The organism is Proteocatella sphenisci DSM 23131 (genome assembly GCF_000423525.1).
Lineage (GTDB): Bacteria > Bacillota > Clostridia > Peptostreptococcales > Filifactoraceae > Proteocatella > Proteocatella sphenisci.
The window spans coordinates 42847-65393 of record NZ_AUID01000008.1 but is presented as its reverse complement, the minus strand read 5'-3'; the positions used below and the strand labels follow the sequence as shown (position 1 = coordinate 65393).

The window sequence follows — 22547 nt, the reverse complement described above, 5'->3', positions numbered from 1 at the left end:
AATCAAATTACATTAATTATTCTGCTGCTGGCAAGACCTGCACTGACAGCCCTCTTTATTGCTTTTTCTGTCATACCTATGTGAGTATGATGGTGAGCATCTGAACCTATTGAAAATTTTATATCCAAATGCTTTATCTTTAATATCTGTTCTTTGGAAAGGTATTCATGGTGAGCGCTGATTTCCATCACAGTTTTTGTTTTTTCTGCCATTTTTGCTACTTCTTCTATATATACATCTCCCTTGTCTCCAGGGTGTGTGAGTATGAATATCTGATTATCTCTCATTGCATTTACAAGCGCTCTTGTATTATAATCAATTTCTTTTGATTTAAGTGGCTTTATAAAATTTCTTATGTGATTTGTTAGCCCTCTCATATTTGGAGGCATTGATCCGAAATGATATCCTGCCATAACATAGTCTACATAATTTCTTACATAGTCATCTACGTCTATATTCCCCTTATCATCGAGTATGTTTGCCTCGACTCCGAGGAATATTTTTATGTCCTGATATTTTTCTCTTAGCATCTCAACTTCAGCCTTCATTTTGGGATAATCTTTATACTTTACGCCAAAACCCTTATGCATATATCCATGGTCTGATATGCCTATCTTTTTGAGTCCGATTTTTCTGGCAGAGATAACATTTTCTTCCATAGTAGATTTTCCGTCGCTGTACTTTGTGTGAGTATGATATTCAGCTATACACTTCATCTTTCACCTATTATCCTTACCTCTTCTTCGAGCATTATTCCAGTATTTTCGAATACTTTCTTTTTTATTTCTTCTATAAACATAATCATTTCTTCAAATGTAGTATTTCCTTTGTTAATAACAAAACCACAGTGTTTTTCTGAAACTTTTGCTTCTCCTCTGGTATATCCTCTAAGCCCCGTATCTTCTATAAGCTTTCCTGCAAAATTTCCAGGTGGCCTTTTGAATGTGGATCCGGCACTAAACTCTGATATGGGCTGTTTTGTAACTCTCTTTTGCGTAAAACTATCTATTTTGGCTTTTATTTTTTCTTTGATTTCTTTTTTAAGCTCCAGACATACACAAAGAACTATATATTCATTTTCCATAGCTCTGCTTTTTCTATATCCAAATTCCATATCCTGGTTTTCCAGTTCAAATATTTTTCCCATTTTATCTATAAGACGTACGCTTTTCACTATATTCTTCATTTCAGAATCATATGCACCAGCGTTCATGTATACTCCTCCTCCAATGGTTCCTGGAATTCCACTGGCAAACTCAAACCCGGTGAGTTCGGCATCAAGAATTTGTCTGGAAAGCGCTGTAAGCCTGATACCTGATTGGGCATGCACAAAATTATCTTCAATTGAAAATTTTGAAAAATTATCAGCTATCTTTATTACTATGCCTCTTATTCCCTTGTCTGATACCAATATATTGGATCCATTCCCAAGTATAGTAAATGGAATTTTATTTTCATTTGCAAATTCTATGATTTTGATTATCTGGTTTTCGTCTTCAGGTAGTAACATTATATCAGCAGGACCGCCTATCCTGAAGGTAGTATGATACTTCAAAGGTTCATCTTTCATTATCTGATTTTCTCTTAGTATCAATTTCAGTTTATCTATAGTATTCAATTTTTTCTCCTCACAATAAGATTCATTCTAACTATTAATTCTACTATATGCCTTGCCTTTTTGCAATTTATTTTAGACATTTATTCACTTGTAAAAAAGCCATCCGGATTATCATTGAATAAGATAAACTCAGAAGGCTTTTGTGTGAAATATGTTTCAGTTCTGTAATTTCTTAATTGTAGTTATATTTAACTATGATTTTCCCGTCCGATATAGTCATTATATTGATTGGCAGATCTTCAAATATATCTACTACTATTATGTCCGCTTCTTTTCCTGGCGCTATTTCACCTTTTTCGTACATACCAAGGGCCATGGCTGGATTATAACTTGCAAGTCTGACTGCTTTTGGTAGTCCTATATTTCCTTCGAGATTAAATACATATTCAAGTATATCTCTTGATCTTTTTGAGGCTGAAAGTATGTTTATGTTATCTTCTGCCATCTCATCCACAAAGTCTATGCTGCTGTTCTCTGCTACAAGACATTCTACATCTATCGAAGCGCTGAGATTGTTACAGCTTATATATTCCATGGATTTAGGATTTCTAGGGTCTACGAGAAGGTCTATGCCAATCTTATAAGTTTCCCTGAGTTTTTCTACAAGTTCGCATTTTGAAACTGCAAATGGTATCTTTCTGGATTTTGCGAATTTGATTTTATATGAGAGCTCATCAAGCGCTGATTCTTCTCTTAGTTCTTTAAGTCTTTCTGAAATTCGACCTGCAAGCTCTTCATCTATTTCAAACCTGTCCTGAAGATACTGAGAATAGTACTGTTCTTGATATTCTTCTATTATATCTGAATTATACCCAGTACACGTAACAAAGTCTACACATTCGGCGTCAAAAAGAGCTTTTAGCCTCTTGTTGAGGTTTACATCTCCAAGTTTAAACTTAAGATGAACTTTGTGATCAATCAGAAATTTTCTTTTTCTATAACTTTTAACGTATGTCAGTTTTTCAATCACCTCTTCGAGGTCTCTGTCTTCACTAAATTTATCCAGTGTAAAAGTATGAAAAACCGTAGTTATTCCTGACTCTGCAAGCAGTTTTTCTACCTGGTAAAAAGCCTTTTCTTCTGTAAAAAATTTAATGTACTTTGAACTTATTTCTTTTACGAAGTCCAGCGAATGAATGTTGATAAGTCCAGGCAGTACATATTTGCCGCTCATGTCGATGTAATCGCCTTCGGGTTTTTCACCTAAAACCACATCTGTTATACGGTTGCCTTCTATATCAATATATCCTTTATCCATACTATCTCGTAATACAATCTTATTACTATATATTCGTAGCAAAATAAACACCACCTTTTTATCAGATAATTTTATTATACTACATTTATAATTTTATGTCTTGCATTTATTATCATTTTACTTATCTTTTTATCTCATACATATATATTCTTCCCGATGTTGGCACAATGGTTATCTTATAAAGCCTTTTGCTGTCTATAGATTCTATAAGAAGTGTTCCATCACCATTTGCTGCATTATCTGTAAAGGATGCTTCAAAAAAAATATAATTAATATCCTTATTAATTTTACTGTATCCTGCTTCATTTATTATTGAGTCGTAATTTTCATCAGCTAACATTTTTTTCTGAATAATTATGCTCTTATCAAATTTTATCTTTAAATAGGTTTTTACCGGGGAAGTTTTGCTCTGCACACAATAATACAGCCTGCCTTTTTCTGCAACTATTGTAAATCTTTGAGATAACTCGCCATTTGTATTCAATTGCCTTGCATATCTCAAAGCAGAAACCACGCTGTTTGCCTCGCTTTTTAAAGCAGTTGTTCCAATTCCAATCTTTAAACTTACCATCAACAACATAACTGCTAAAAGTGCTGACACCACGAGCAATTCTATCAAGGTATACCCATTTTTATCATAGATTTTCATAATACACCTCAGATGATATCATATCTTCTTTATGATTGAATTTGTGTGTCCCTTTCCATGTTTCACTTGTTCCTCCACCATAAAAAGTCTTAATTTCTTTTATCAGTTCGTCACTGTATTTTGGCATAATAAAGAAATAATCTTTACCATAAACATAAATTTGATTATCTACCTTTACTTTGATATGTATTTTTAATGCAAAATCATCTGACGTGGATACTTTCTCAAGATTCAGATTGCTGTTAATCTTGAATTGTTTTATACCTGCACCATTATCATAGGTGTATACGGTTCTGCTTATTTCTTTACATTCAATACCCATGTTTTTTAGCATCTGACATTGTTTCATACTTTTACCTATATTGGTAATTTCTGTGTTAGCCATTTCACCAAGTGCATATCTCAATATTTTATTTTTAATTTCATCATTGGTCTGATTTGATGTGATTGTATATTTTTGAGGGTTATTATAAGTCTTATTCATGCTCTGCACTAAATAAAGATCAACTACCTGGAATATGCTCTCTCCATAGAGCCTTTCTTGTATTGCAGCCTCTCTTCTTGATATGGTGGCCAGGGTAAGTTTGGATGATAAGATTAGTTGAGTTGATATTATAAGGCAGGAGCATAAAATTATTATAACCTGAACGGAGCAGATTCCTTTTTTATTCAGAGATAAGAATTTCATAACGTCTTTTGATTCCGCTCCTTTCTTGTGATATATCTATATTTAATTGATAAAAATCACTACCATCAATACTTCCTGCATATTTTTTAGAATAAAGTATCTCCCAGTCTTTGCTACTTTTATCTTTGTATTGTTTTTTCGCAAGAATAATTGTTATCTCATCATTTATTTCAGCCACAATTTCATCATTATTTTTTATGCTGTCAAGGGTTTTCATGTTGAAAAATACGGTATTATAGACTACAATTGCAGTCATAGTCATAATAAACATAGCTGCCATAACATCAAGAAACACACTTCCTCTTGTATTATTCATCTTTTTCATATTCACCGCCTATAACCGAAAGACTCAAGTTTGCATTGATTTTATTAATGTCTTTTGTTACTGAAAATTCATTTATCTTAATACCTTTTATTTTTGAAATCATATCTGTAAATTTTATTATATTATGATTTTCTCCCTCAAGTGACAGTATGATTATATGTGCCTGTAAGTTTTCCTGGTTCTCTCTGTTGTACTCATAGCTTGTTTTTTTTAGTCCTGACTCTGTGATTATCATGTCTACTGTAGATATTAATTCAATATCCGATATTTTTGATATTGAATCTTGAGATATAATCTGAATTACATTTTCACTATTGAGCTGGCTTTTAACATTCTGATTCTCTTCAAATTGAGGCAGTATAACAAAAATCGAATTCAATATGCTGTAAATAAGAGCTATCAGGATTAGTCTGCTATCCATTTTGATTTACCTCCATTGTTACATAATCCAGGTCTCCTTCTGAGTGAAGAGATTCAATTTTGGCTGAGAATCCACTTTTTTTAAGATAATCTATTGATTTTTCCAGCGTTTCGGAAGAAGAATGTTCTATATCTACGTATATATTGCTTTTAACAAACCTTATCTGTTTATAATTAAGGTATGCAAGTTTCTCCAGATTATCTGAAACTTCTGTTGCATCCAGATCATTATATTTTTCTCTGTATTGATTATATTCTATATGATTTCCGCTGCCGCTGACATCGCTTAGATTAGCCTGATATGACTGCTGCAATTCTAACGCAAGCTGGTTGCCTTCAACAAATAATATAATGTCTGATGTTATACTAACTGCAAAAATTGATAAAGCTGATATTATTATTAAGATTTTTTTTATGATATGTTTTTTTATGTGTGAATTTATATTATATTCTCCCATTGTTTTACCTCATTCACAATTATTATCTAATTATAACCATATGCTCTTTTGTATACTCCCATAGTTTCATTTCTGGTATTTCATAGACATTTTCTATGGTTAAGACCCTATTGCTTGCAAGTGTCCTGTATATTCTCCCTGTCTTTATTACTACTTTTTTCCCTGTTGATTTTTCTGTATTGATCAAAAAACCATCTATATTGTATATTGGATTTTTCATTAATATCATTTTCATAAATCCAATTCGCTTTGTCATCTCGCCGATTATATCTTTGCTTATTTTGAGTTGTCTATCATTTTCGCCAAATATTATTTCAAGTGGATATTCTTTTTTATTATATTTGTCTGTTTTTTTTGTTAAATCGATTTCGCTGAACAAAATTTCTCTTAATGTCTGTTTTGTTTTGATTTTTTCTCTTTTGTGAGAAAATTCCTGATCTATTATAATAGTACGATTTTTTAAATTGAATCTATCTAGAACTTCCAGTTCCTGATTATCAAGATCATAAACATATATCATAATCTCCCCCCTCTCATTTTGTACCTTTATGACCGGTTTTAATGGTTCTACATTCCGCTGTATATGCTGCTCACGTCAAGAAGTGGCATCAAGACCGCCAATATTCCTGACAAAAAAATCCCTATGATTATCATTACCACTGGATGCACCATCTTGTTGAAATTATCAGTAGAATTTTCAATTTTTCTTTTTGTATATTTATGAATATATTTTATATTTTCTATTAACTGCCCTGATTCTTCTCCTGTTTTTGCATATGTTATCACTGATGCACCAAATACCTCTGGTCTTTTTGCCAGAGCATCGCTAAGTTTTGCGCCTTTCTTAAGTCCACATATTATGTCCTTTATAACCATGCCCATATATTTGTCGCTTATACTTTTGTTTATTATAACAAGGGATTCTACTATGTCCTTACCCGCTTCCATCAAGGTATACAGCTGCCATGATATTTCATTTACATAATATGTTGAATATATAATGCGTATCCATTTTATCCTTAGCAACCTTGTGTATATTATTCTTATAGCCTTGGTTTTGTCTGGCCACAGGAGTATTCCAAAGAGTAGGGTCAAAACTATCATTTTAACTATAGTTGCATTATCCCATATAAATTCATTGATATTCATAATCCAGTTCATCACTAATGGTATTTCTGTATCCATACTGGTATACACTTTATAAATCTGCGGTATGGCAAATGAAGATATAAAAAAAAGCAAAAAAAACATCATAAGGAATAAAAGAATTGGATAAAAAACCAGTTTTCCAAGATCATTTCTTGATTTGCTTTTTTCTTCCAGGTATCCGTATGATGTCTTGTATGCCATTTTATAATTTTCGGTTTTTTCTCCGATTTCAAGGGTAGCTCTTATGAATTCATCTGTGAGTCCCGCCTCAGTAAAGATCTTTACCAGGGATTCTCCATTTTTCAGTTTTTGTAACATGGTCGCTACATCGAGATTTTTAATATCTTCTTGTATAAGCTTAAGAGAAGTTATTATATCCAGCTTACTTTCTGAGTAAAATCCGATCATATTGTAAAAATCTCGTTTTGTATGGAGTTTGAGTTTAGTTTTCACAACTGTGTAATTTCATCTCCTTTCTTTGAATCAATACCATAAATATTTTAATGCTTCTTTAAGCTCTATTTCGCCTTTTGACAACATCAGCGCAATTTTTTCTTTTATCTTATGGTTTTTGATTTTTGGTATTTCACCTCTGAGTATACATTCTCTGGTTGTATCTGTAAAAACCACTATATCCATGATTGGTACATTTTTATAATATCCACTGTAATTACATTTTTCACATCCAAGAGGTTCCCATATTTTTTGTCCATTAGTAAGATTTAATTCTTTTATGTCTTCTCCTTCATATATCCTCTCTTGCTTACACTCATCACATAAGACTCCGGCAAGTCTTTGATTTATTATTAGATTTATTGATGATACCAGGCTTGCTGAATCAATACCTAAATTCACTATTCTCTCTATTGCCGAAACCGAAGATCTGGTATGTAAGGTCGAAAACACAAGGTGCCCAGTAAGACTGGCTTTTGTAGCTATATCGGCACTTTCATAATCTCTTATTTCTCCTATGTATATAACGTCTGGATCTTGCCTGACTATAGATTTCAAGGATTCTTTAAAAGAGCCTTCTTTGGTTTCATCTATCTGTATCTGGGTTATTCCGCTCATTGTATATTCTATTGGATCTTCTATAGAAATAATATGTCTTAGTCCATCATTTATCTCATTGAGAAGACACCTCAGTGTTGTTGATTTGCCCGATCCAGTTGGCCCGCATACCAAAACAAAACCACTGTTAAGCCTCAATGTTCTTCTTATAATCTCTTCTTCCTCAAAGGAGATACCCAGGTCTTTGAGATTAACCGGAACGTTGTCCGGATTGAGGATTCTAACAGATATTTTTTCATTTTCAATTGTATTTACAATCGAGACTCTCATATCAATTTCCTGATTTAAAAGAGTATATTTAAATCTTGCATCTTTTGGTGAACGTATCCTTGAAATTTCAATATTGGAACTGACCTTTATTATTCTTATGAGACTTTCTCCCAGATCTTTATCAAGTATTGTTAAGGTCTTTAGTTTGCCCCTTATTCTAAGTCTTATTATAAAATATTCATTTTCGTATAGTATATGTATATCACTTGCACTTAATAAATTTGATTTTTTAATTATATAATCATACAATCCCTCAATGTCACGCAGCTTTTTGAATGAATTTATCTGGGCTCCTACTTGGGGGTTATCAAGTTCTATAGAATAATATGTATTTATGAGTCTTTCAATTTCATTATCGCTTAAATATACATATCCTTTATCAACAAAACCAAGTTCGTTAAAAATTTCATTAATGCGGGTAAAAATATCCATAGCAACACCTTCTGATATTGCTATGGATATTTTCCCTCTATTTATTGAGATTGGTATACACCTGTATTCACGTGCTTTTTTTTCACACAAGATTTTGCTTATCCCATATTCAAAATTAATACTCATAAGGTCACCTTCTTCACTCTATACTTGATATTTTGAGTAAATCTATAAGCCCTGGTCTGGTTTCGTCCTCTTTGAGATATACGTAGAGTTTCTCAGTCGCTCTTGATGTCGCTGTATAAATAATATTTATCATTTTTTTTGCATTAATTTTATTTTCAATGTTAAAGCTATTATAGAGTACGTCTATATGACAGAAAAATACTATCTTATACTCCAGATTTGTTACATTATATATGTTCGAAAGTGTAATCCCAGTTCCCTTGTATATATTATTTGTTTCATCGTCTGCGAAACTAAATATGATTTCATGTTCTTCAAGGTAGGTCTTTACCATGTGTTTACTGTAAACATGCTTATTGCCTTTTAGTACCTTTTGGTTAAATGGATATACGATGCACATATCTGAGTAGCTGTATCCTTGTCCGACAAGTTTTCTGATATTGTCGACTATGCTCTCCATCATCTCTGATGTTGCCTTATATTCAATTACTTCAGCTTCTCCTACTGTCTTGGTCTCAATCTGGAACGGAATGAAATAATCTTTTGCATCTCCAATTTCTAATAGATTGAATTTTTCCATATTGTTTTGAAAAGCGGTATTAAAGTTTCCAATTTGAATTGAGTTTCTGTAATTGTTTCCAAAAGTTATTATGTTCTCAAAAGGATATTCTTCTGCAGAAATAATTTTTTCTTCAAGATGAGACATCTGCTTGGCTTTGTCATATGACGCATACAGGAAATTTCTTGTACTATAACTGATGTTTCTTAAAAATTCAAGGTCTTTTAATTGAAAATTTTCCGCTTCATCAATAAAAACTCCTTTGAAATATTTTTTATCTTTGTATATCTGCGCTACTTTTATGAATATCTTTTCAAATTCTTTGTTAAAGCTCTGTTTACTCTTATTATTAAGTCTCAGATTATATTTTCTGCCCAGAAGCAGGATAAACTGGTGATAATTTATAACTCTTATATTTTTCAAATCTGGGTGCAGGGTCCTTATCTGAGACCCTATATCGTTTGAAAGTTGCTTGTCAAAGGTGATGTATATGAAGCTGTCTTTAGGGTAAAGTCTTGCAATTTTTATAATTTTTGCAACCATAGCTTTGGTTTTACCTGTACCTGAAGATCCAATCATCATTGTTGACCCATATCTGAAACTGTTTATATTTTCAATTTGTGAATCATCCATGGAAGTAGCGGTAAGTTCCAGATTTTTGTATTTTATCGTTTTTTGAACAAGAGGATTATCCATCAGCTTATTTGGATTACCTTTGACCACAAAATACTCTTTTGCAAGGTTGTACAGTATTTCATCTGTATCAAAATCTTTGTTTAAAGACAAATAATTATTTAAATGTCCGTCTGAGTTTATAAGTTCCTCAAATTTGGCATTATCTATTATAAAATCCCTGTCCATATTTTTTTCTCTTAGATTTACATATGGCATTACAAAGTTGTAACTCACAGCTGATCCAGGCATTAAATTTTCAATTTTTTTCTTGACTTCATGATATTCTTCTTCCATTACCTCAAGTATTTCTTCATCCAGAATAGAAAAGGTATCTTCTGTAGTATCCATGAATTTGAACAAACCTGCCATAGTATCTTGTACATAAAGAAGATCAAAATAAATACCACTAAATGGCACTATTTTAGTAAAGCCCTTTCCATTAAGCGATTTTTCCATATGTTTATAGAATTCTCTCTCAGATGACTTTTTCCTGATTGATTCAACATTTGAGTTCACTTTTGTAGAAAAAATTTTCATATTATTCTCCTTTATCACATGTAAGCGGCAATATGACTTTAACTGTCGTTCCTCTTCCCAGTTTGCTCTGAATGCTTATTTCTCCTCCTGCTGATTTTACAAGGTGTTTTACAATTGAAAGGCCAAGTCCGGTTCCTTTTTCTTTTCTGGTCCTGGATTTATCTGCTCTATAGAATCTTTCAAAAACTCTGGGAAGATCTTCTTCTGAGATGCCTCTCCCGCAATCTATGACACTTACTCTTATATTATCCTCACAAGGCTCAAGTTTTATTTTCACTTTCTGGCCTTCGTATGAATAGTTTATACTGTTATCTATTATATTTATAAATATCCTTGTAAGGCAATATTTGCTTGAGTTTATGAATATATTATTATTTTTTGTAATAAGTTCTAATTTTATATTTTTTAGTTTGGCTATGTTTTCAAGATTGAAGATTATATCTTCTATCAGCTTTACCAGATTTATTCTCTCGATTTCTATTTCACGATTTTGTTCAATAAATGAAAGAGTTAGTATATCTTCTATCAGCTCATTTAGCCTGTTTGTTTCTGCTTCAATTATATCAAGAAATTTTTGCTGAGTTTCTCTTGGTATATCTTCATTTGATTTCAAGGTTTCTACGAATCCGCTTATTGAAGTCAGAGGGGTTTTTAACTCATGTGTCACATTGCTTACAAAATCACGCCTTAAATTTTCCGTATCTATTATTTTGGTGAGATCACTTATATTAATAAGTTTACCAATTATGGTTTCCCCTGATAAACCCATTATATTTTCCATATTAAATTCATAATGTTTTTTTGAATCAGCATATCTTATTGGTTCTTTATAATTATACATCAGTGATTTTATTATTCCTAATATTTCAGTATTTTTTAAGTAACTGACAAGTTTTTTCCCTTGAGGGTTCCCTGATATGGAACATATTTTTATTGCTCTTTCGTTTATGAAGATTACATTTTCCTGGGTGTCTAAAGCAATTAGTCCATTGGGCACAGTTGATAGTACAGCTTCAATATTTGATGTATTTTCATTGTTTTTTAATATTTCTACTTGCAACATTTTTACAAGTTCTACCATAACCTCACCTATAAGTGAATATTTTCCACTTTCAGGTTTTTCCAACCTTATGTTGAAATTACTATTTTTTATTTTTTTTGCAATATTCATGAGCTGTTTAATATATTTGTCTGTGTAATTTATATACCTGACAAGAAGGACAATAACTATAAGAGCAGTTATATAAATATAGTAATCCATGATATCTCCCGATTTTTAAAATTAATTATAATTTAATTTTTATTGAATTTATAACCAATCCCTCTCACAGTTTCGATTATGCCTTGATTCTCATCACCGATTTTTTTGCGAATATTCCTTATATGGACATCCAAGGTTCTGCTTTCTCCAAAAAAGTCATATCCCCACACTTTATCAAGAATATCATCTCTTGTAAGAACCATATCTGCATTCTCTGCAAGATATTTTATAAGTTCATATTCTTTCAATGTTAATTCCAGTTTTTTTTGATTTTTCAGAATTTGATAATTGGAAAAATCTATTGTCAGATTATTTATTTCAATTATTTCTTTTTTTCCCATCCCTGATGTCGAATTTGAAACAGATCTTTTGAGAACTGCCTTGATTCTGTATACCAGTTCTTTTACTATAAAAGGTTTGGTAACATAATCATCTGCTCCGCTTTCAAATCCTATGAATTTATCTGAGTCCTGTGACTTTGCAGTCATCATTATTATTGGTATATGTTTTAATTTTTCATCCGACCTTACTAGCTGAATTATAGTTATTCCATCTATTCCTGGAAGCATGATGTCAAGAAGCACCAGATCAGGGTTCCATGTTTTGATTTTTGAAATACCAGTTTTACCGTCATATGCACACTGAGTCTGATATCCATTTAATTCTAAATTGAATTTTATCAGTTCTACAATGTTTTCTTCATCATCGATTATAAGTATTTTCTCGTTCATATTTTCCCTATTTTTCTGACATTATCTGTTTGAGTTCATTCATAAAACTTTCAAGGTCTTTGAATTCTCTGTAAACTGAAGCAAATCTTACATAACTGACTTCGTCAAGATTTTTAAGATATTTCATAACAAGTTCACCTATCTCAATACTGGTAATTTCTCTCTTCATAGAGTTTAAAATATCTTTTTCTATTGAATCTACTACATTTTCCATCTGAGAAAGAGATATTTCTCTTTTTTCACATGATCTCAATATCCCTTTTAATATTTTTTCTCTATCAAAATATTCTCTAGTTTTATCTTTTTTTATTACCATTATATTTATTCGTTCTATACGCTCATATGTGGTAAATCTTTTTTTGCAATTTTCACACTCACGTCTTCGTCTTATACTATTTCCCTCTTCAGCGAGCCTTGAGTCGACTACTTTTGATGACATTTCTCCACAATACTGACACTTCATAATTATCTATTCCCTTCTATTTACAAAAAAAGAGAATATATATTCTCTTTTATTTTTTCTTCTCTAACCATTTTGGAATAACGAAAAACGGTTCATTTTCTTCATCCACATTTTCTTCTATTACATGAATTTTTTCCTGGCTGTTTTTTTCAATTTTTTCGATTTTTTCTATCTTTTCTTCTTTTTTTACAACAGGAGTTTTTGCTGGTGCTTCTTCTGAAAAACCAGTTGCAATAACAGTTATGCTCAAAATGTCCCCAAGGTCGTCGTTGAGTGATGTTCCTATTATAACTTCAGATTCTTCGCTGTTAACACTTTCGTTAACAAATCTTGAAACTTCATTAAATTCGCTGATGGTAAACGATTCTCTTGATGCTGATATATTTATAAGTACGGCAGATGCTCCTTCTACGGTAGTTTCCAAAAGAGGACTCATTATCGCTTCTTCTGCTGCCACCAAAGCTCTATTTTCTCCCTGCGCATTTCCTATTCCCATATGTGCTATGCCTTTATTTGACATAGTTGTTCTTACGTCAGCAAAGTCCACGTTTATCATACCTGGAACTTTTATTATATCTGTTATTCCTTTTACTCCTTGTTTAAGAACCTGGTTTGCCATTTCAAATGCATCATCAAGTCTGGTATTCTTGTCTGTTATTTCAAGAATCTTCTCATTTGGTATTATAATAAGTGTGTCCACATACTTTTGCATTTCTGCTATTCCCGCTTCAGCTTTTTTTGCTTTCATTTTACCTTCATAAAAAAATGGTTTTGTTACAATTCCTACAGTGAGTATATTCATAGATTTCGCTATTCTTGACACTATAGGCGCTGCTCCAGTACCCGTTCCACCGCCCATTCCGGCAGTAATAAATATCATATCGCTTCCCTCTATGCATTTTTTTATGTCTTCTTCACTTTCTTCTGCAGACTTTGCGCCTACCTCTGGGTTGGCCCCTGCACCAAGTCCTCTGGTCGTCTTTTCCCCAAGTTGTATCTTTATAGGTGCCTCTGACTGTCTAAGTGCCTGAGCGTCAGTATTCATCACTATGTACTCAACCCCTGCAATTCCGGCTTGAATCATTCTATTTACTGCGTTTCCCCCGCCGCCCCCTACTCCTATTACTTTTATTACTTCTCTGCTGAGCAGACTGTCATTCATATCTATATCGAACATTGATCCTTACCTCCGCCACTTTCTACTAGACTTTTTCTTATTTCTCGGTATACAATACGTTTACTTTATCACGCATTGTATAATTATAGTTACAGTTTATCCAATAACATGCACTGATGTCAAGTAATTTCACAATTTTATTTCAGTAATGTTTAATAATTATTACTGAAATAAAATTTAAAAAATCTATTTAAAAATATGTCTTCTTATAATTGCAAGATTATCAAAAAGTCTTCCACCAAAAACAATTATTGGTGCATAATAAAATGGCACCCCAAGTTTGTCTCCTATATAAGAAATCATGGCGGCAAGTATTGCGTTGGTAAAGAAACCACTTATAAAAAGAGTATTGTCGTATTTATTTTCCATACTTGCTCTTATTGCCCCACATACAGAGTCAAATGCGGCAAGCAAAGCTATCGATATATAAAGAGAATAACTAGATGGATATGTGAATGGTACATATCCGCCTACTATAACTCCCAGACTTAAACCCAAAATAGCCCAAATCATTCAGTATCCTCCACAAATTTTTCAAGATAATTATATTGTTTGATTGTCCCATACCTTTTAATTAATACTTCTTCAGAAGTACTGACTTTTATCTTTATTCCATATATGCTGTTGAGCATGTAGCTGTAAGAATCGATGGATTTTATTGCAGCCTCAAGATTAACAGTATCTCCTATAGCTTTTATAACAAAGGGTTGGCCATAAGTCTTTCCATTTATTGTAACTGTTGGCCCGCTGCATTTTATTTCTGAAAAGCTCATGTATCTCTGTCCGTTTATGGATATAGCCTCGGCCCCCGAAATTTTTATATCATTTATTATTCTTAATAAATCTTGGTCATGGACAAGAAAATCATTTGGATTTTCACCCGGCTTAACTATCTTATCACTGTCTCTTATCTCTATTATTACACCACTTCCAAGAAGATCATTTTCCGCATTGACCCCTTTGTAGTATGATATCTTCGATTCCATTACAGAAGTCAAGTCTGGCGAGTCTGTTATTTCACTATAATCTTCAAGTTCACTTGTCTTTCTGCTTAGATATTCTTCAAGTTTGCTTATTTCTGCATTTTCAATTTTCAGTTGCATCTCCATTTCATTTACACCTTCTACATTAATAAGTGAGGTTTTATCTGAGAGATTTTTAATCTGCATTGAAAGCGCTATACCAAATACAAATGTAACCAAAAGTAAAATGTTTATTCGCTTGCTTATTTCAGGTTTCATTTTTCTCCTAATCTTCTACCACTTCTGCAAATTTGTATACTATCTCTTTTACATACATGGGAAGTACAACTGTTTTCTTTTTTTCTATTCTGCTGTTTATACCAAAATTGTGTTTCAATTCCCATAATATACCATATCTTATATTAAGTGACGCCTCAAGAGTATCCGGATTACCGATTGCTCTGAAAACAAATGGCGACTTTATGGGATTGGAATTTACATGAAGAGTTCCTTCTTCATATCTGAAGTCTGTAGCCGTAACAATCCTTTCGTCATTTATAGCAATCCCTTCTGCTCCTGCTGCATTGAGCTTGTTGACTATAGATAGTATAAGATCATAGTTATTGATGAGTACATCATAATTTTCTATATCCTGGAGTAGGAGTTCGAGCTCAATCCCTTCTCCCTGCGCTTTCTTATAACCAATTTGAAGTTCATATTTTTCCATTTCACTTTTAAGGGTCTCTTGAAGCGTATCACTTTCAAGCTCTGAGTTGTTTATTTCGGATATCTTTGATTCTACTTCTTTTATTTCTTTTTCCAATTTTTCCTTACGTTCTTTAATTCCTGTAAGCTCAAGCTGAAGGTGGGCAGCCTTATCATATATGCTTTGTCCATTATTCATTGTTTCTACAAGTTTGAACTGCATCACAAGAGTTACCCCTATTATAAAACTGAAAAAAAAGAATAATATTTTAGCCATTTTGTTCTTCAAAATTGGTTTCATTTTGTTCTCCTGTATACTGGATATCCTTCATATCTCATATCAATGTAGCCACTGTATATTTTCTTTTCATGAAGATCTATAAGTATCTGATTTAATATAAGCATTTTGTTATTTAGATTTTCACCCTCACCTAAGAGTACATTTACTCCCTGGGGAGTTATCATGACTATTTCAGATTCTTTGCTTATTTCTATCTGAGATATATTATTCAAGAGTTTTGCACTTCTTACATTTGTTATTATATTGTGTATAAGATTGAATGTATCTTCGTTTTCAATATCAAGTTTATCCCCAAGTCTGACCTGTGTAACTTCAATTCCACTTATGAGGGGTTTTACTATTTTTGACAGCTCCTGTGTAGATTCAAGTACCGCTGCGTTTTCGTCTATTACCAGAAAACCTCCTGAAAATTTCACAGTTGCTACAGCCTGCCTCTTTTTTATATTAAATATCAAAGTGGATGGAAACTTGCTCTTGATTTCTATAGATTCTATATATGGATCACTTGTATAGATTTCTTTGATCTTTTTTTTATCCGTCAAAAATGTATTTTCCTCAAGAAGTACATTAAGTTTTGATTCAATTTCTTCTGTAGTTATTTTAGAATTCCCAAGAATTATTATACTGTTCACGTGAAAATAAGGTGATGTAAAGTAAATTCCAAGTAACAGAAGTATTCCAGAAACTACTGAAATCAATATTATTTTTTTATTCATTAAAAATCTCCTGCAATGATCATTGTACTATAAGTTGCGAAAGTTCTTTTACTATGGCTTCGCAAGGATCAATAGAGTTAAGTTCTCTGCTGTTTTTTTCCATAAATATACGTTTCTCGGAATTCTCTATTATATCCATTATTTTTTCAAATAGATTATCTTCATCAAGTTCTTTTTCCAAAATATATTCGCCAGCTTCTTTTGATTTTATATATTTTGCATTGTATTCCTGATGATTTTCCGATGTATAAGCTTTTGGGATTACTATAGAGGCTCTACCTACTGCATTTATTTCTGCAAGTGTTGTAGCTCCGGCGCTCACTACACATAAATCACTTGCTGAAAGATAGTCTGGCATGTTGTCAATATATTCAAATACCCTGAAATTACAGCTAAATTCTTTATCCTTTAGGATTTTCATAACAGCCTCATAATAATATTTACCCGTAGAGAAGGCAAATTCAACATTTCTTTCTATAAGTTTTGGAATTATTTTAATGAACGCATTATTTATAGCTCCAAATCCTCCCGATCCTCCAGTAACCAAAATAAATGCAGTCTCATTTGAAAGGCCAAGTTTTTTTCTGGCTTCAGACTTGTCAAGAGGATTTCTGATGTCTTTCCTGACTGGATTCCCCACAATTAGGGGTTCATGCTTGCACTTCATCCTGTCTTTTGCTGCTTCAAAACCCAAAAACACCTTGTCCACTTTTTTTGCAAGTATTTTATTTGTAATTCCCGGGAACGCATTTTGTTCATGAATCGCCGTAACAGCTTTGGTTTTTGATGCAGCCATCACTACAGGACCACAAACATACCCTCCGGTTCCTATTACTATATCTGGTTTAAATTCGCCAATTATATATGCTGCTTCTTTTACAGCCTTTGCTGCAAGTATTGCACGCTTTATATTTTCAATACTTATTTTTCTTTGAAAGCCTTTAACTTTAAGCCCTTTAAAATCATACCCATACTGCGATGCAAGTCTTGACTCGAGCCCACCTTCAACGCCCACATAAAGAATTTCTGAATCTGGGTAGTCTTCTTTAAACCTGTCTGCTATAGCAATGGCTGGATAAATATGGCCTCCGGTTCCTCCTCCTGTCACGATTATTCTCATATATTCCTTCTCCTGCTCTCAATTTTATGATATTTTTTCTTTATTACTTTATCTTTGTCCTTTTGTATATATCTTCTGTCATACTTGGATATATTAAGTATGATTCCCATGGCAAAAAGATTTAAAACCAGTGATGTTCCACCATAACTAATCAGTGGCAGTGGTATCCCAGTACTTGGAAGAAGAGACACTGCAACAAACATATTTACAAGCGACTGAAGCGCCATCTGTATAGTTATTCCAGAAACTATAAATGTAGCATATCTGTCCGGTGCATTTGCTGCAATCATAAAACATCTAGATATTAGCGCTACAAACAAAAATATAATTGAAAGTGATCCTATAAATCCAAGTTCTTCACTTATAATTGCAAAAATATAGTCATTTTGAGGCTCTGGCAGATAGAGGAGTTTCTGCCTGCTTGCTCCAAGCCCAACTCCCTTTATACCTCCTGAAGCAATCGCGTACAGGGATTGAAGCACTTGATACCCTGCTCCTTGAGGATCATAAAAGGGGTCTAACAGAGTCTTTACCCTTAGTATCCTGAATGGCTCTATTGCTATAAGGCCTGCAATTCCAAGTATTCCTATGCCAAAAAGAAAAAATATCCAAGTTTTTCTTATACCGCCTATGTAGTAGAGGTAAAAGGTTATACAAAAAAGTATGAATGCGGTCGATAAATCCGGCTGCATTGCAACCATTGCAATAAAAAACCCTGGGGCAAGCCAGAATTTTCCAGCGTCACCAAGCCTCCTGCAGTCAATATCTTTTTTAGTCAGCGCTTCTGACATAAGAAATATACATGTATATTTCGCAAGCTCTGATGGCATAAATGTTGTAAATCCAAGATTGATCCACCTTAATCCTCCGTTAAGATCCAGACCCATAGGTGTCAGAAGTAACAAAAAAGTTATGAATGTTATCCATGCAAGAAGTCTTGTGAGCGTTCCCCTGTATATTCTATAGGGGATTTTCATTCCTAAAAACATCAATGCCATTCCAATTATTGCAAATATTATTTCTTTATATATTATCTTGTTGGGATTTTCATATCTAAAGCCTGAGTTTACATAACTTGCACTGTAGACCATTATTATTCCGATGACAGTTATTGTAACTGTAAGTATCAGGACCATATAGTCTATTTTTCCCTCACCACGATTTCTGCCTTTATTTTCCACTTATACATGACCTCTTACATTATTTTTAAAATCTTCGCCACGTTCCTCGAAGTTGTTATACATTCCCCATGATGCACATGCCGGAGAAAGAAGTACTGTGTCTCCAGGTTTTGCTATTTTTTTTGCTGTTTCAACGGCTTCCTTCATATTTTGCGCAAATGTAAATTCATTGTATCCATTTTCAATACATGCATCTGCAAGTTTTTGTCTTGTTTGTCCCATAAATATTGCATGCTTTACTCTTGCACTGAACATCTTTACAAAATCTACAAACTCAGCTTTTTTGTCATAACCTCCCGCAATGAGTATCACATCGTGATCATACGCTTCTAGCGCCTTTATAGAAGAATCTACATTGGTCCCTTTTGAATCATTTATATATTCAATACCACCTGTGTTTTCAACTAATTCAAGCCTGTGTTCTACACCTTTAAATTCTCTCAGGACTTTTTTCATTACTTCAATATCTACATCGTTTGCAATGCCCAAGCCGATTGCTGACATGACATTCTCCAGATTATGGTTTCCTTTAAGGAAGACTTCATCTCTTTTTATTATTTCTTTTATGTCTGAATTCTTGGCATATTTTATAATTCCATTTTCTATATATATTCCATTTTTCAATTTGCTTTCTTTACTGAAAAAAATCAATCTCGATTTTAGTTTTTCCGCCATTTTTCTGACTGAAGGATCGTCATAATTTATAATCGAATAATCATCATTTTTCTGATTTTCAAATATCCTGGATTTTACGGCTGCATAATTTTCTACTGTAAGGTGTCTGTCCAGGTGATCAGGCGTAACGTTTATTACTACAGCTGCTTTACTGTTGAATTTTTTTATCGTCTCAAGCTGAAAACTTGATAATTCTGCCACAAAAATAGTATCTTCTGTAGATGTTTCTACTTCAGATATAACTGGATTTCCAATGTTTCCAACAACTCTTGTATCAAATCCGGCTGCTTTAAATATTTCTCCTGTCAGAGCCGTTGTCGTTGTTTTGCCATTCGTTCCGCTTATACTGACGAATCTTCCTTTTGCAAAATTGTATGCAAATTCGACTTCACCTGCAATTTCTATGTTTCTATCTGTAAATTTTTTCATAAATTCAAGATTCATGGATATCCCTGGAGAAACTATAACAAGATCACAGATTTCATCACCGTTTGGGTTTTGGCCAAGCTTGAAATTTATATTAGCTGAAAATTTTTCAGACAGCGATTTGTCTGTAGTATTGTTGCTGTCATAAGCCGTAGTTTGTACATGTTTTTTATCTAAAAACTCAAGGAGTTTAACTCCACTCTTGCCCAGTCCGATAACTATTACTTTCTTATCTTTTAACTGCATCATCTAAATCCCTCCAATATAGACTGAAAGTATTCCAATCAGACCCATTATAACCGTAATAACAATAAATCCCTTTACAACTTTAGTCTCATGCCATCCGCATAGCTCAAAATGATGGTGTAAAGGAGCCATCTTGAATATCCTTTTTTTTGTTTTTTTATAATAACCCACCTGCAGTATAACAGATAAGCTTTCCATGAAATATACAATGCAAATAAGGGGCACCAGCAGTTCCAGGTTAAGTATTACTGCAGCTGCAGCCACTGCTCCTCCAAGTGCCATGGATCCTGTATCTCCCATGAATACTTTTGCAGGATATCTGTTCACTCTCAAAAATCCAATACAAGCTCCCGCAACTGAGCACATAAAATATATCACGGCTTTATTTCCTGTCATTGCTGCAATGACTGCAAAGCATAATGAAACTACAACTGTTACAGTACTTGCAAGTCCATCAAGCCCATCTGTTAAATTAACACTGTTCACTATTGCGATTATAACAAACATTAGAAATGGCACATACATTATGCCTAAGTCTAATGTCAGGTTAGTAAAGGGAACTAAAATACTGGTTCCAAGAGGCGAAATCTTAAGCTGAAAAACAGCTAGTATTGCCGCAAATACAACCTGCATAGATATTTTTTGCCTGGCTTTAAGTCCAAGGGACCTTTTTTTCACGACTTTTATATAGTCATCTACAAACCCCACAAATCCAAAAAGAATCATAAATAAGAGTGAAATGACTATCTCTGTTGTAAATTCACGTCTTAGTGAAATTACAATCAGCGATGTAATTATTATCGAAATAATAAATATAAAACCACCCATAGTAGGCGTTCCGTTTTTTTGAAGATGTGACTGTGGTCCATCATCTCTCACAGTCTGTCCAAATTTAAGCTTTCTGAGCACAGGAAGCAGTCTCGGCCCCGCAAAATAAGCGATTGCCCACGATGTCATCAATACAATTATCTCCATTATTTTGTTAGCAGATCGATTCTGCAACCTCCTCCAGTTTCATTCCTCTTGACCCTTTTATGAGTATCACATCTCCTGGTCTCAATATTGAATTTATTTTTGATAAAGCTTCTTGGTTATTTTTAAAAAAGTATATATTGTTTTTTTGGAAATCCTTCTCAAGAGCTCCTTTTTCAATGTGTTTCGCATCTTTTCCTATGCATATTATCACATCAAATATCTCCGATGCCTGGGCTCCAGCATCCATATGGGCATGCTTTGACATTTCACCTAATTCGAGCATATCAGCCAATATAGCAACTTTTCTCTCTCCTTGCATTTGACCAAATGTTTCTATGGAAGCCTTTACCGAGTCAGGGTTTGCATTGTAATAGTCTTCTACTATTGTCTTGCCTGCTATTTTCTTGATTTCCATTCTGTACTTGGAGGGCTGGTATTTACTGATTCCTTGAGCTGATTTTATCATATCAAGTCCCATGAGTTTGCATAGGCCCATCACACTAAGCGAATTATAAATATTATGAACACCCACTGTAGGAATCTCATATTCTATTTGTTCTCCTAGTATTTCTGCTTTTATAAGCATCTTATTGTTGCTCGATTCATATGAAACAAGCCTTATATCATTATGGTCTTCAATTCCAAATGTGAAAACAGAGGGAATAAGAGACTTTTTATCTATAGTCTTTAGCATATCATTGTCGCCATTTATCAGTAGAAAATCATTTTCATCCATATAATTTGCAATTTCCATCTTTGCTTTAAGTATGTTTTCTCTAGAGCCCGCACTTTGTATGTGAGCCACTCCAACATTTGTAATTATTGCAAAATCAGGTTTTACAATTTCTGCCAGGTAATCTATTTCACCAAGAACATACATTCCCATCTCAAGTATAGCACATTCATGAGAACTATCCAGATTGTATACTGTCATAGGCAGTCCTATTTCAGAATTAAGGTTTCCTATGTTTCTAAGTGTATTGAGGCTCTGTGATATAGCAAAGTACAGCATGTCTTTTGTAGTTGTCTTCCCGCTGCTTCCCGTGACAGACACAAATGGAATATCAAACATTTTTCGGTATCCCATTGCTATTTTTTTTAATGCAAGGCGAGTATCTTCAACTAATATGTCTTTTTCTGTTGATTTTTTTTCGACTATTACAGCCAATGCCCCGTTTTTCAAGGCAGTTTCTGCAAACTGGTGGCCATCTAGCCTTTCTCCTACTATGGCTGCATATATATCATTTGCTTCTATTTCTCTACTGTCATGGCTTATCTTATTTACTTTTATATTTTTATCAATATCAAAGTTGGTTTTACCACCTGTCATCTCTAATATATGGCCCACGGTCATATTTTGCATTGTTTTGCCT

General features: G+C 33.2%; 25 protein-coding genes. All 25 read right to left on the bottom strand.

Annotated elements, in window-relative coordinates; all coding sequences use genetic code 11:
- Window positions 1-2: 2 nt before the first annotated feature.
- The 25 genes from G558_RS0104065 to G558_RS0103945 all read right to left on the bottom strand — a co-directional run bounded on the left by G558_RS0104065 (window position 3) and on the right by G558_RS0103945 (window position 22537).
- Complete coding sequence (locus G558_RS0104065) at window positions 3-716, bottom strand: PHP domain-containing protein (RefSeq protein ID WP_028829030.1); 714 nt, start codon at window positions 714-716, stop codon at window positions 3-5.
- Window positions 713-1618 (bottom strand): UDP-N-acetylmuramate dehydrogenase, encoded by a 906-nt coding sequence (murB, locus tag G558_RS0104060; protein WP_242825204.1) that lies wholly within the window; start codon window positions 1616-1618, stop codon window positions 713-715. Before murB ends, G558_RS0104065 begins: the two co-directional genes overlap by 4 nt.
- A gap of 172 nt (window positions 1619-1790) precedes the next feature.
- A complete protein-coding gene (locus G558_RS0104055) occupies window positions 1791-2876 on the bottom strand; it encodes an amidohydrolase family protein (RefSeq protein WP_028829028.1) in 1086 nt (361 codons plus the stop codon).
- 121 nt (window positions 2877-2997) lie between these two features.
- Complete coding sequence (locus tag G558_RS0104050) at window positions 2998-3525, bottom strand: pilus assembly FimT family protein (RefSeq protein WP_028829027.1); 528 nt, start codon at window positions 3523-3525, stop codon at window positions 2998-3000.
- On the bottom strand, window positions 3512-4213 hold the full coding sequence (locus tag G558_RS0104045) for a hypothetical protein (RefSeq protein ID WP_028829026.1): 702 nt from the start codon (window positions 4211-4213) through the stop codon (window positions 3512-3514). The genes G558_RS0104050 and G558_RS0104045 overlap by 14 nt, the downstream gene beginning before the upstream one ends.
- Entirely contained in the window at window positions 4191-4538 is a 348-nt protein-coding gene (locus G558_RS0104040) for a hypothetical protein (RefSeq protein ID WP_028829025.1), read from the bottom strand. The genes G558_RS0104045 and G558_RS0104040 overlap by 23 nt, the downstream gene beginning before the upstream one ends.
- On the bottom strand, window positions 4522-4959 hold the full coding sequence (locus tag G558_RS0104035; RefSeq protein WP_028829024.1) for a hypothetical protein: 438 nt from the start codon (window positions 4957-4959) through the stop codon (window positions 4522-4524). Before G558_RS0104035 ends, G558_RS0104040 begins: the two co-directional genes overlap by 17 nt.
- Window positions 4952-5416: a hypothetical protein gene (locus G558_RS0104030; RefSeq protein ID WP_028829023.1), complete on the bottom strand. Its 465-nt coding sequence runs from the start codon at window positions 5414-5416 to the stop codon at window positions 4952-4954. The genes G558_RS0104035 and G558_RS0104030 overlap by 8 nt, the downstream gene beginning before the upstream one ends.
- Window positions 5417-5438: 22 nt before the next feature.
- Window positions 5439-5936, bottom strand: a complete 498-nt coding sequence (locus tag G558_RS0104025; RefSeq protein WP_028829022.1) for a hypothetical protein — start codon at window positions 5934-5936, stop codon at window positions 5439-5441.
- Between the two features lie 47 nt (window positions 5937-5983).
- Window positions 5984-6973, bottom strand: a complete 990-nt coding sequence (locus G558_RS0104020; RefSeq protein ID WP_028829021.1) for a type II secretion system F family protein — start codon at window positions 6971-6973, stop codon at window positions 5984-5986.
- Window positions 6974-7048: 75 nt separating this feature from the next.
- Window positions 7049-8464: a GspE/PulE family protein gene (locus tag G558_RS12335; RefSeq protein WP_051188452.1), complete on the bottom strand. Its 1416-nt coding sequence runs from the start codon at window positions 8462-8464 to the stop codon at window positions 7049-7051.
- Window positions 8465-8477: 13 nt separating this feature from the next.
- A complete protein-coding gene (locus G558_RS0104010) occupies window positions 8478-10235 on the bottom strand; it encodes a UvrD-helicase domain-containing protein (protein WP_028829020.1) in 1758 nt (585 codons plus the stop codon).
- 1 nt (window position 10236) lies between these two features.
- Window positions 10237-11496 carry a sensor histidine kinase gene (locus G558_RS12330; RefSeq protein ID WP_028829019.1) on the bottom strand — a complete coding sequence of 420 codons (1260 nt, stop codon included), beginning with the start codon at window positions 11494-11496 and terminating at the stop codon, window positions 10237-10239.
- 32 nt (window positions 11497-11528) lie between these two features.
- The gene (locus G558_RS0104000) at window positions 11529-12227 is read right to left on the bottom strand and encodes a response regulator transcription factor (protein WP_028829018.1); all 699 of its coding nucleotides are present in this window, start codon (window positions 12225-12227) and stop codon (window positions 11529-11531) included.
- Between the two features lie 7 nt (window positions 12228-12234).
- The gene (gene nrdR, locus G558_RS0103995) at window positions 12235-12690 is read right to left on the bottom strand and encodes a transcriptional regulator NrdR (protein ID WP_028829017.1); all 456 of its coding nucleotides are present in this window, start codon (window positions 12688-12690) and stop codon (window positions 12235-12237) included.
- A gap of 49 nt (window positions 12691-12739) precedes the next feature.
- The gene (gene ftsZ, locus G558_RS0103990) at window positions 12740-13867 is read right to left on the bottom strand and encodes a cell division protein FtsZ (RefSeq protein ID WP_051188451.1); all 1128 of its coding nucleotides are present in this window, start codon (window positions 13865-13867) and stop codon (window positions 12740-12742) included.
- 186 nt (window positions 13868-14053) lie between these two features.
- Window positions 14054-14380 carry a small basic family protein gene (locus tag G558_RS0103985; protein WP_028829015.1) on the bottom strand — a complete coding sequence of 109 codons (327 nt, stop codon included), beginning with the start codon at window positions 14378-14380 and terminating at the stop codon, window positions 14054-14056.
- Complete coding sequence (locus G558_RS12325) at window positions 14377-15108, bottom strand: DUF881 domain-containing protein (protein WP_051188450.1); 732 nt, start codon at window positions 15106-15108, stop codon at window positions 14377-14379. Before G558_RS12325 ends, G558_RS0103985 begins: the two co-directional genes overlap by 4 nt.
- Before the next feature lie 7 nt (window positions 15109-15115).
- A complete protein-coding gene (locus tag G558_RS0103975) occupies window positions 15116-15835 on the bottom strand; it encodes a DUF881 domain-containing protein (protein ID WP_028829014.1) in 720 nt (239 codons plus the stop codon).
- A complete protein-coding gene (locus tag G558_RS0103970; RefSeq protein ID WP_028829013.1) occupies window positions 15832-16551 on the bottom strand; it encodes a cell division protein FtsQ/DivIB in 720 nt (239 codons plus the stop codon). Before G558_RS0103970 ends, G558_RS0103975 begins: the two co-directional genes overlap by 4 nt.
- A 19-nt stretch (window positions 16552-16570) precedes the next feature.
- The gene (murG, locus tag G558_RS0103965; RefSeq protein WP_028829012.1) at window positions 16571-17671 is read right to left on the bottom strand and encodes an undecaprenyldiphospho-muramoylpentapeptide beta-N-acetylglucosaminyltransferase; all 1101 of its coding nucleotides are present in this window, start codon (window positions 17669-17671) and stop codon (window positions 16571-16573) included.
- A complete protein-coding gene (locus tag G558_RS12320; protein WP_051188449.1) occupies window positions 17668-18852 on the bottom strand; it encodes an FtsW/RodA/SpoVE family cell cycle protein in 1185 nt (394 codons plus the stop codon). Before G558_RS12320 ends, murG begins: the two co-directional genes overlap by 4 nt.
- A complete protein-coding gene (murD, locus tag G558_RS0103955) occupies window positions 18853-20202 on the bottom strand; it encodes a UDP-N-acetylmuramoyl-L-alanine--D-glutamate ligase (RefSeq protein ID WP_051188448.1) in 1350 nt (449 codons plus the stop codon).
- Window positions 20203-21174 (bottom strand): phospho-N-acetylmuramoyl-pentapeptide-transferase, encoded by a 972-nt coding sequence (gene mraY, locus G558_RS0103950; protein WP_051188447.1) that lies wholly within the window; start codon window positions 21172-21174, stop codon window positions 20203-20205. It abuts the gene before it with no gap.
- A 7-nt stretch (window positions 21175-21181) separates the two neighbouring features.
- Window positions 21182-22537: a UDP-N-acetylmuramoyl-tripeptide--D-alanyl-D-alanine ligase gene (locus tag G558_RS0103945; protein ID WP_028829009.1), complete on the bottom strand. Its 1356-nt coding sequence runs from the start codon at window positions 22535-22537 to the stop codon at window positions 21182-21184.
- Between the last annotated feature and the right edge of the window lie 10 nt (window positions 22538-22547).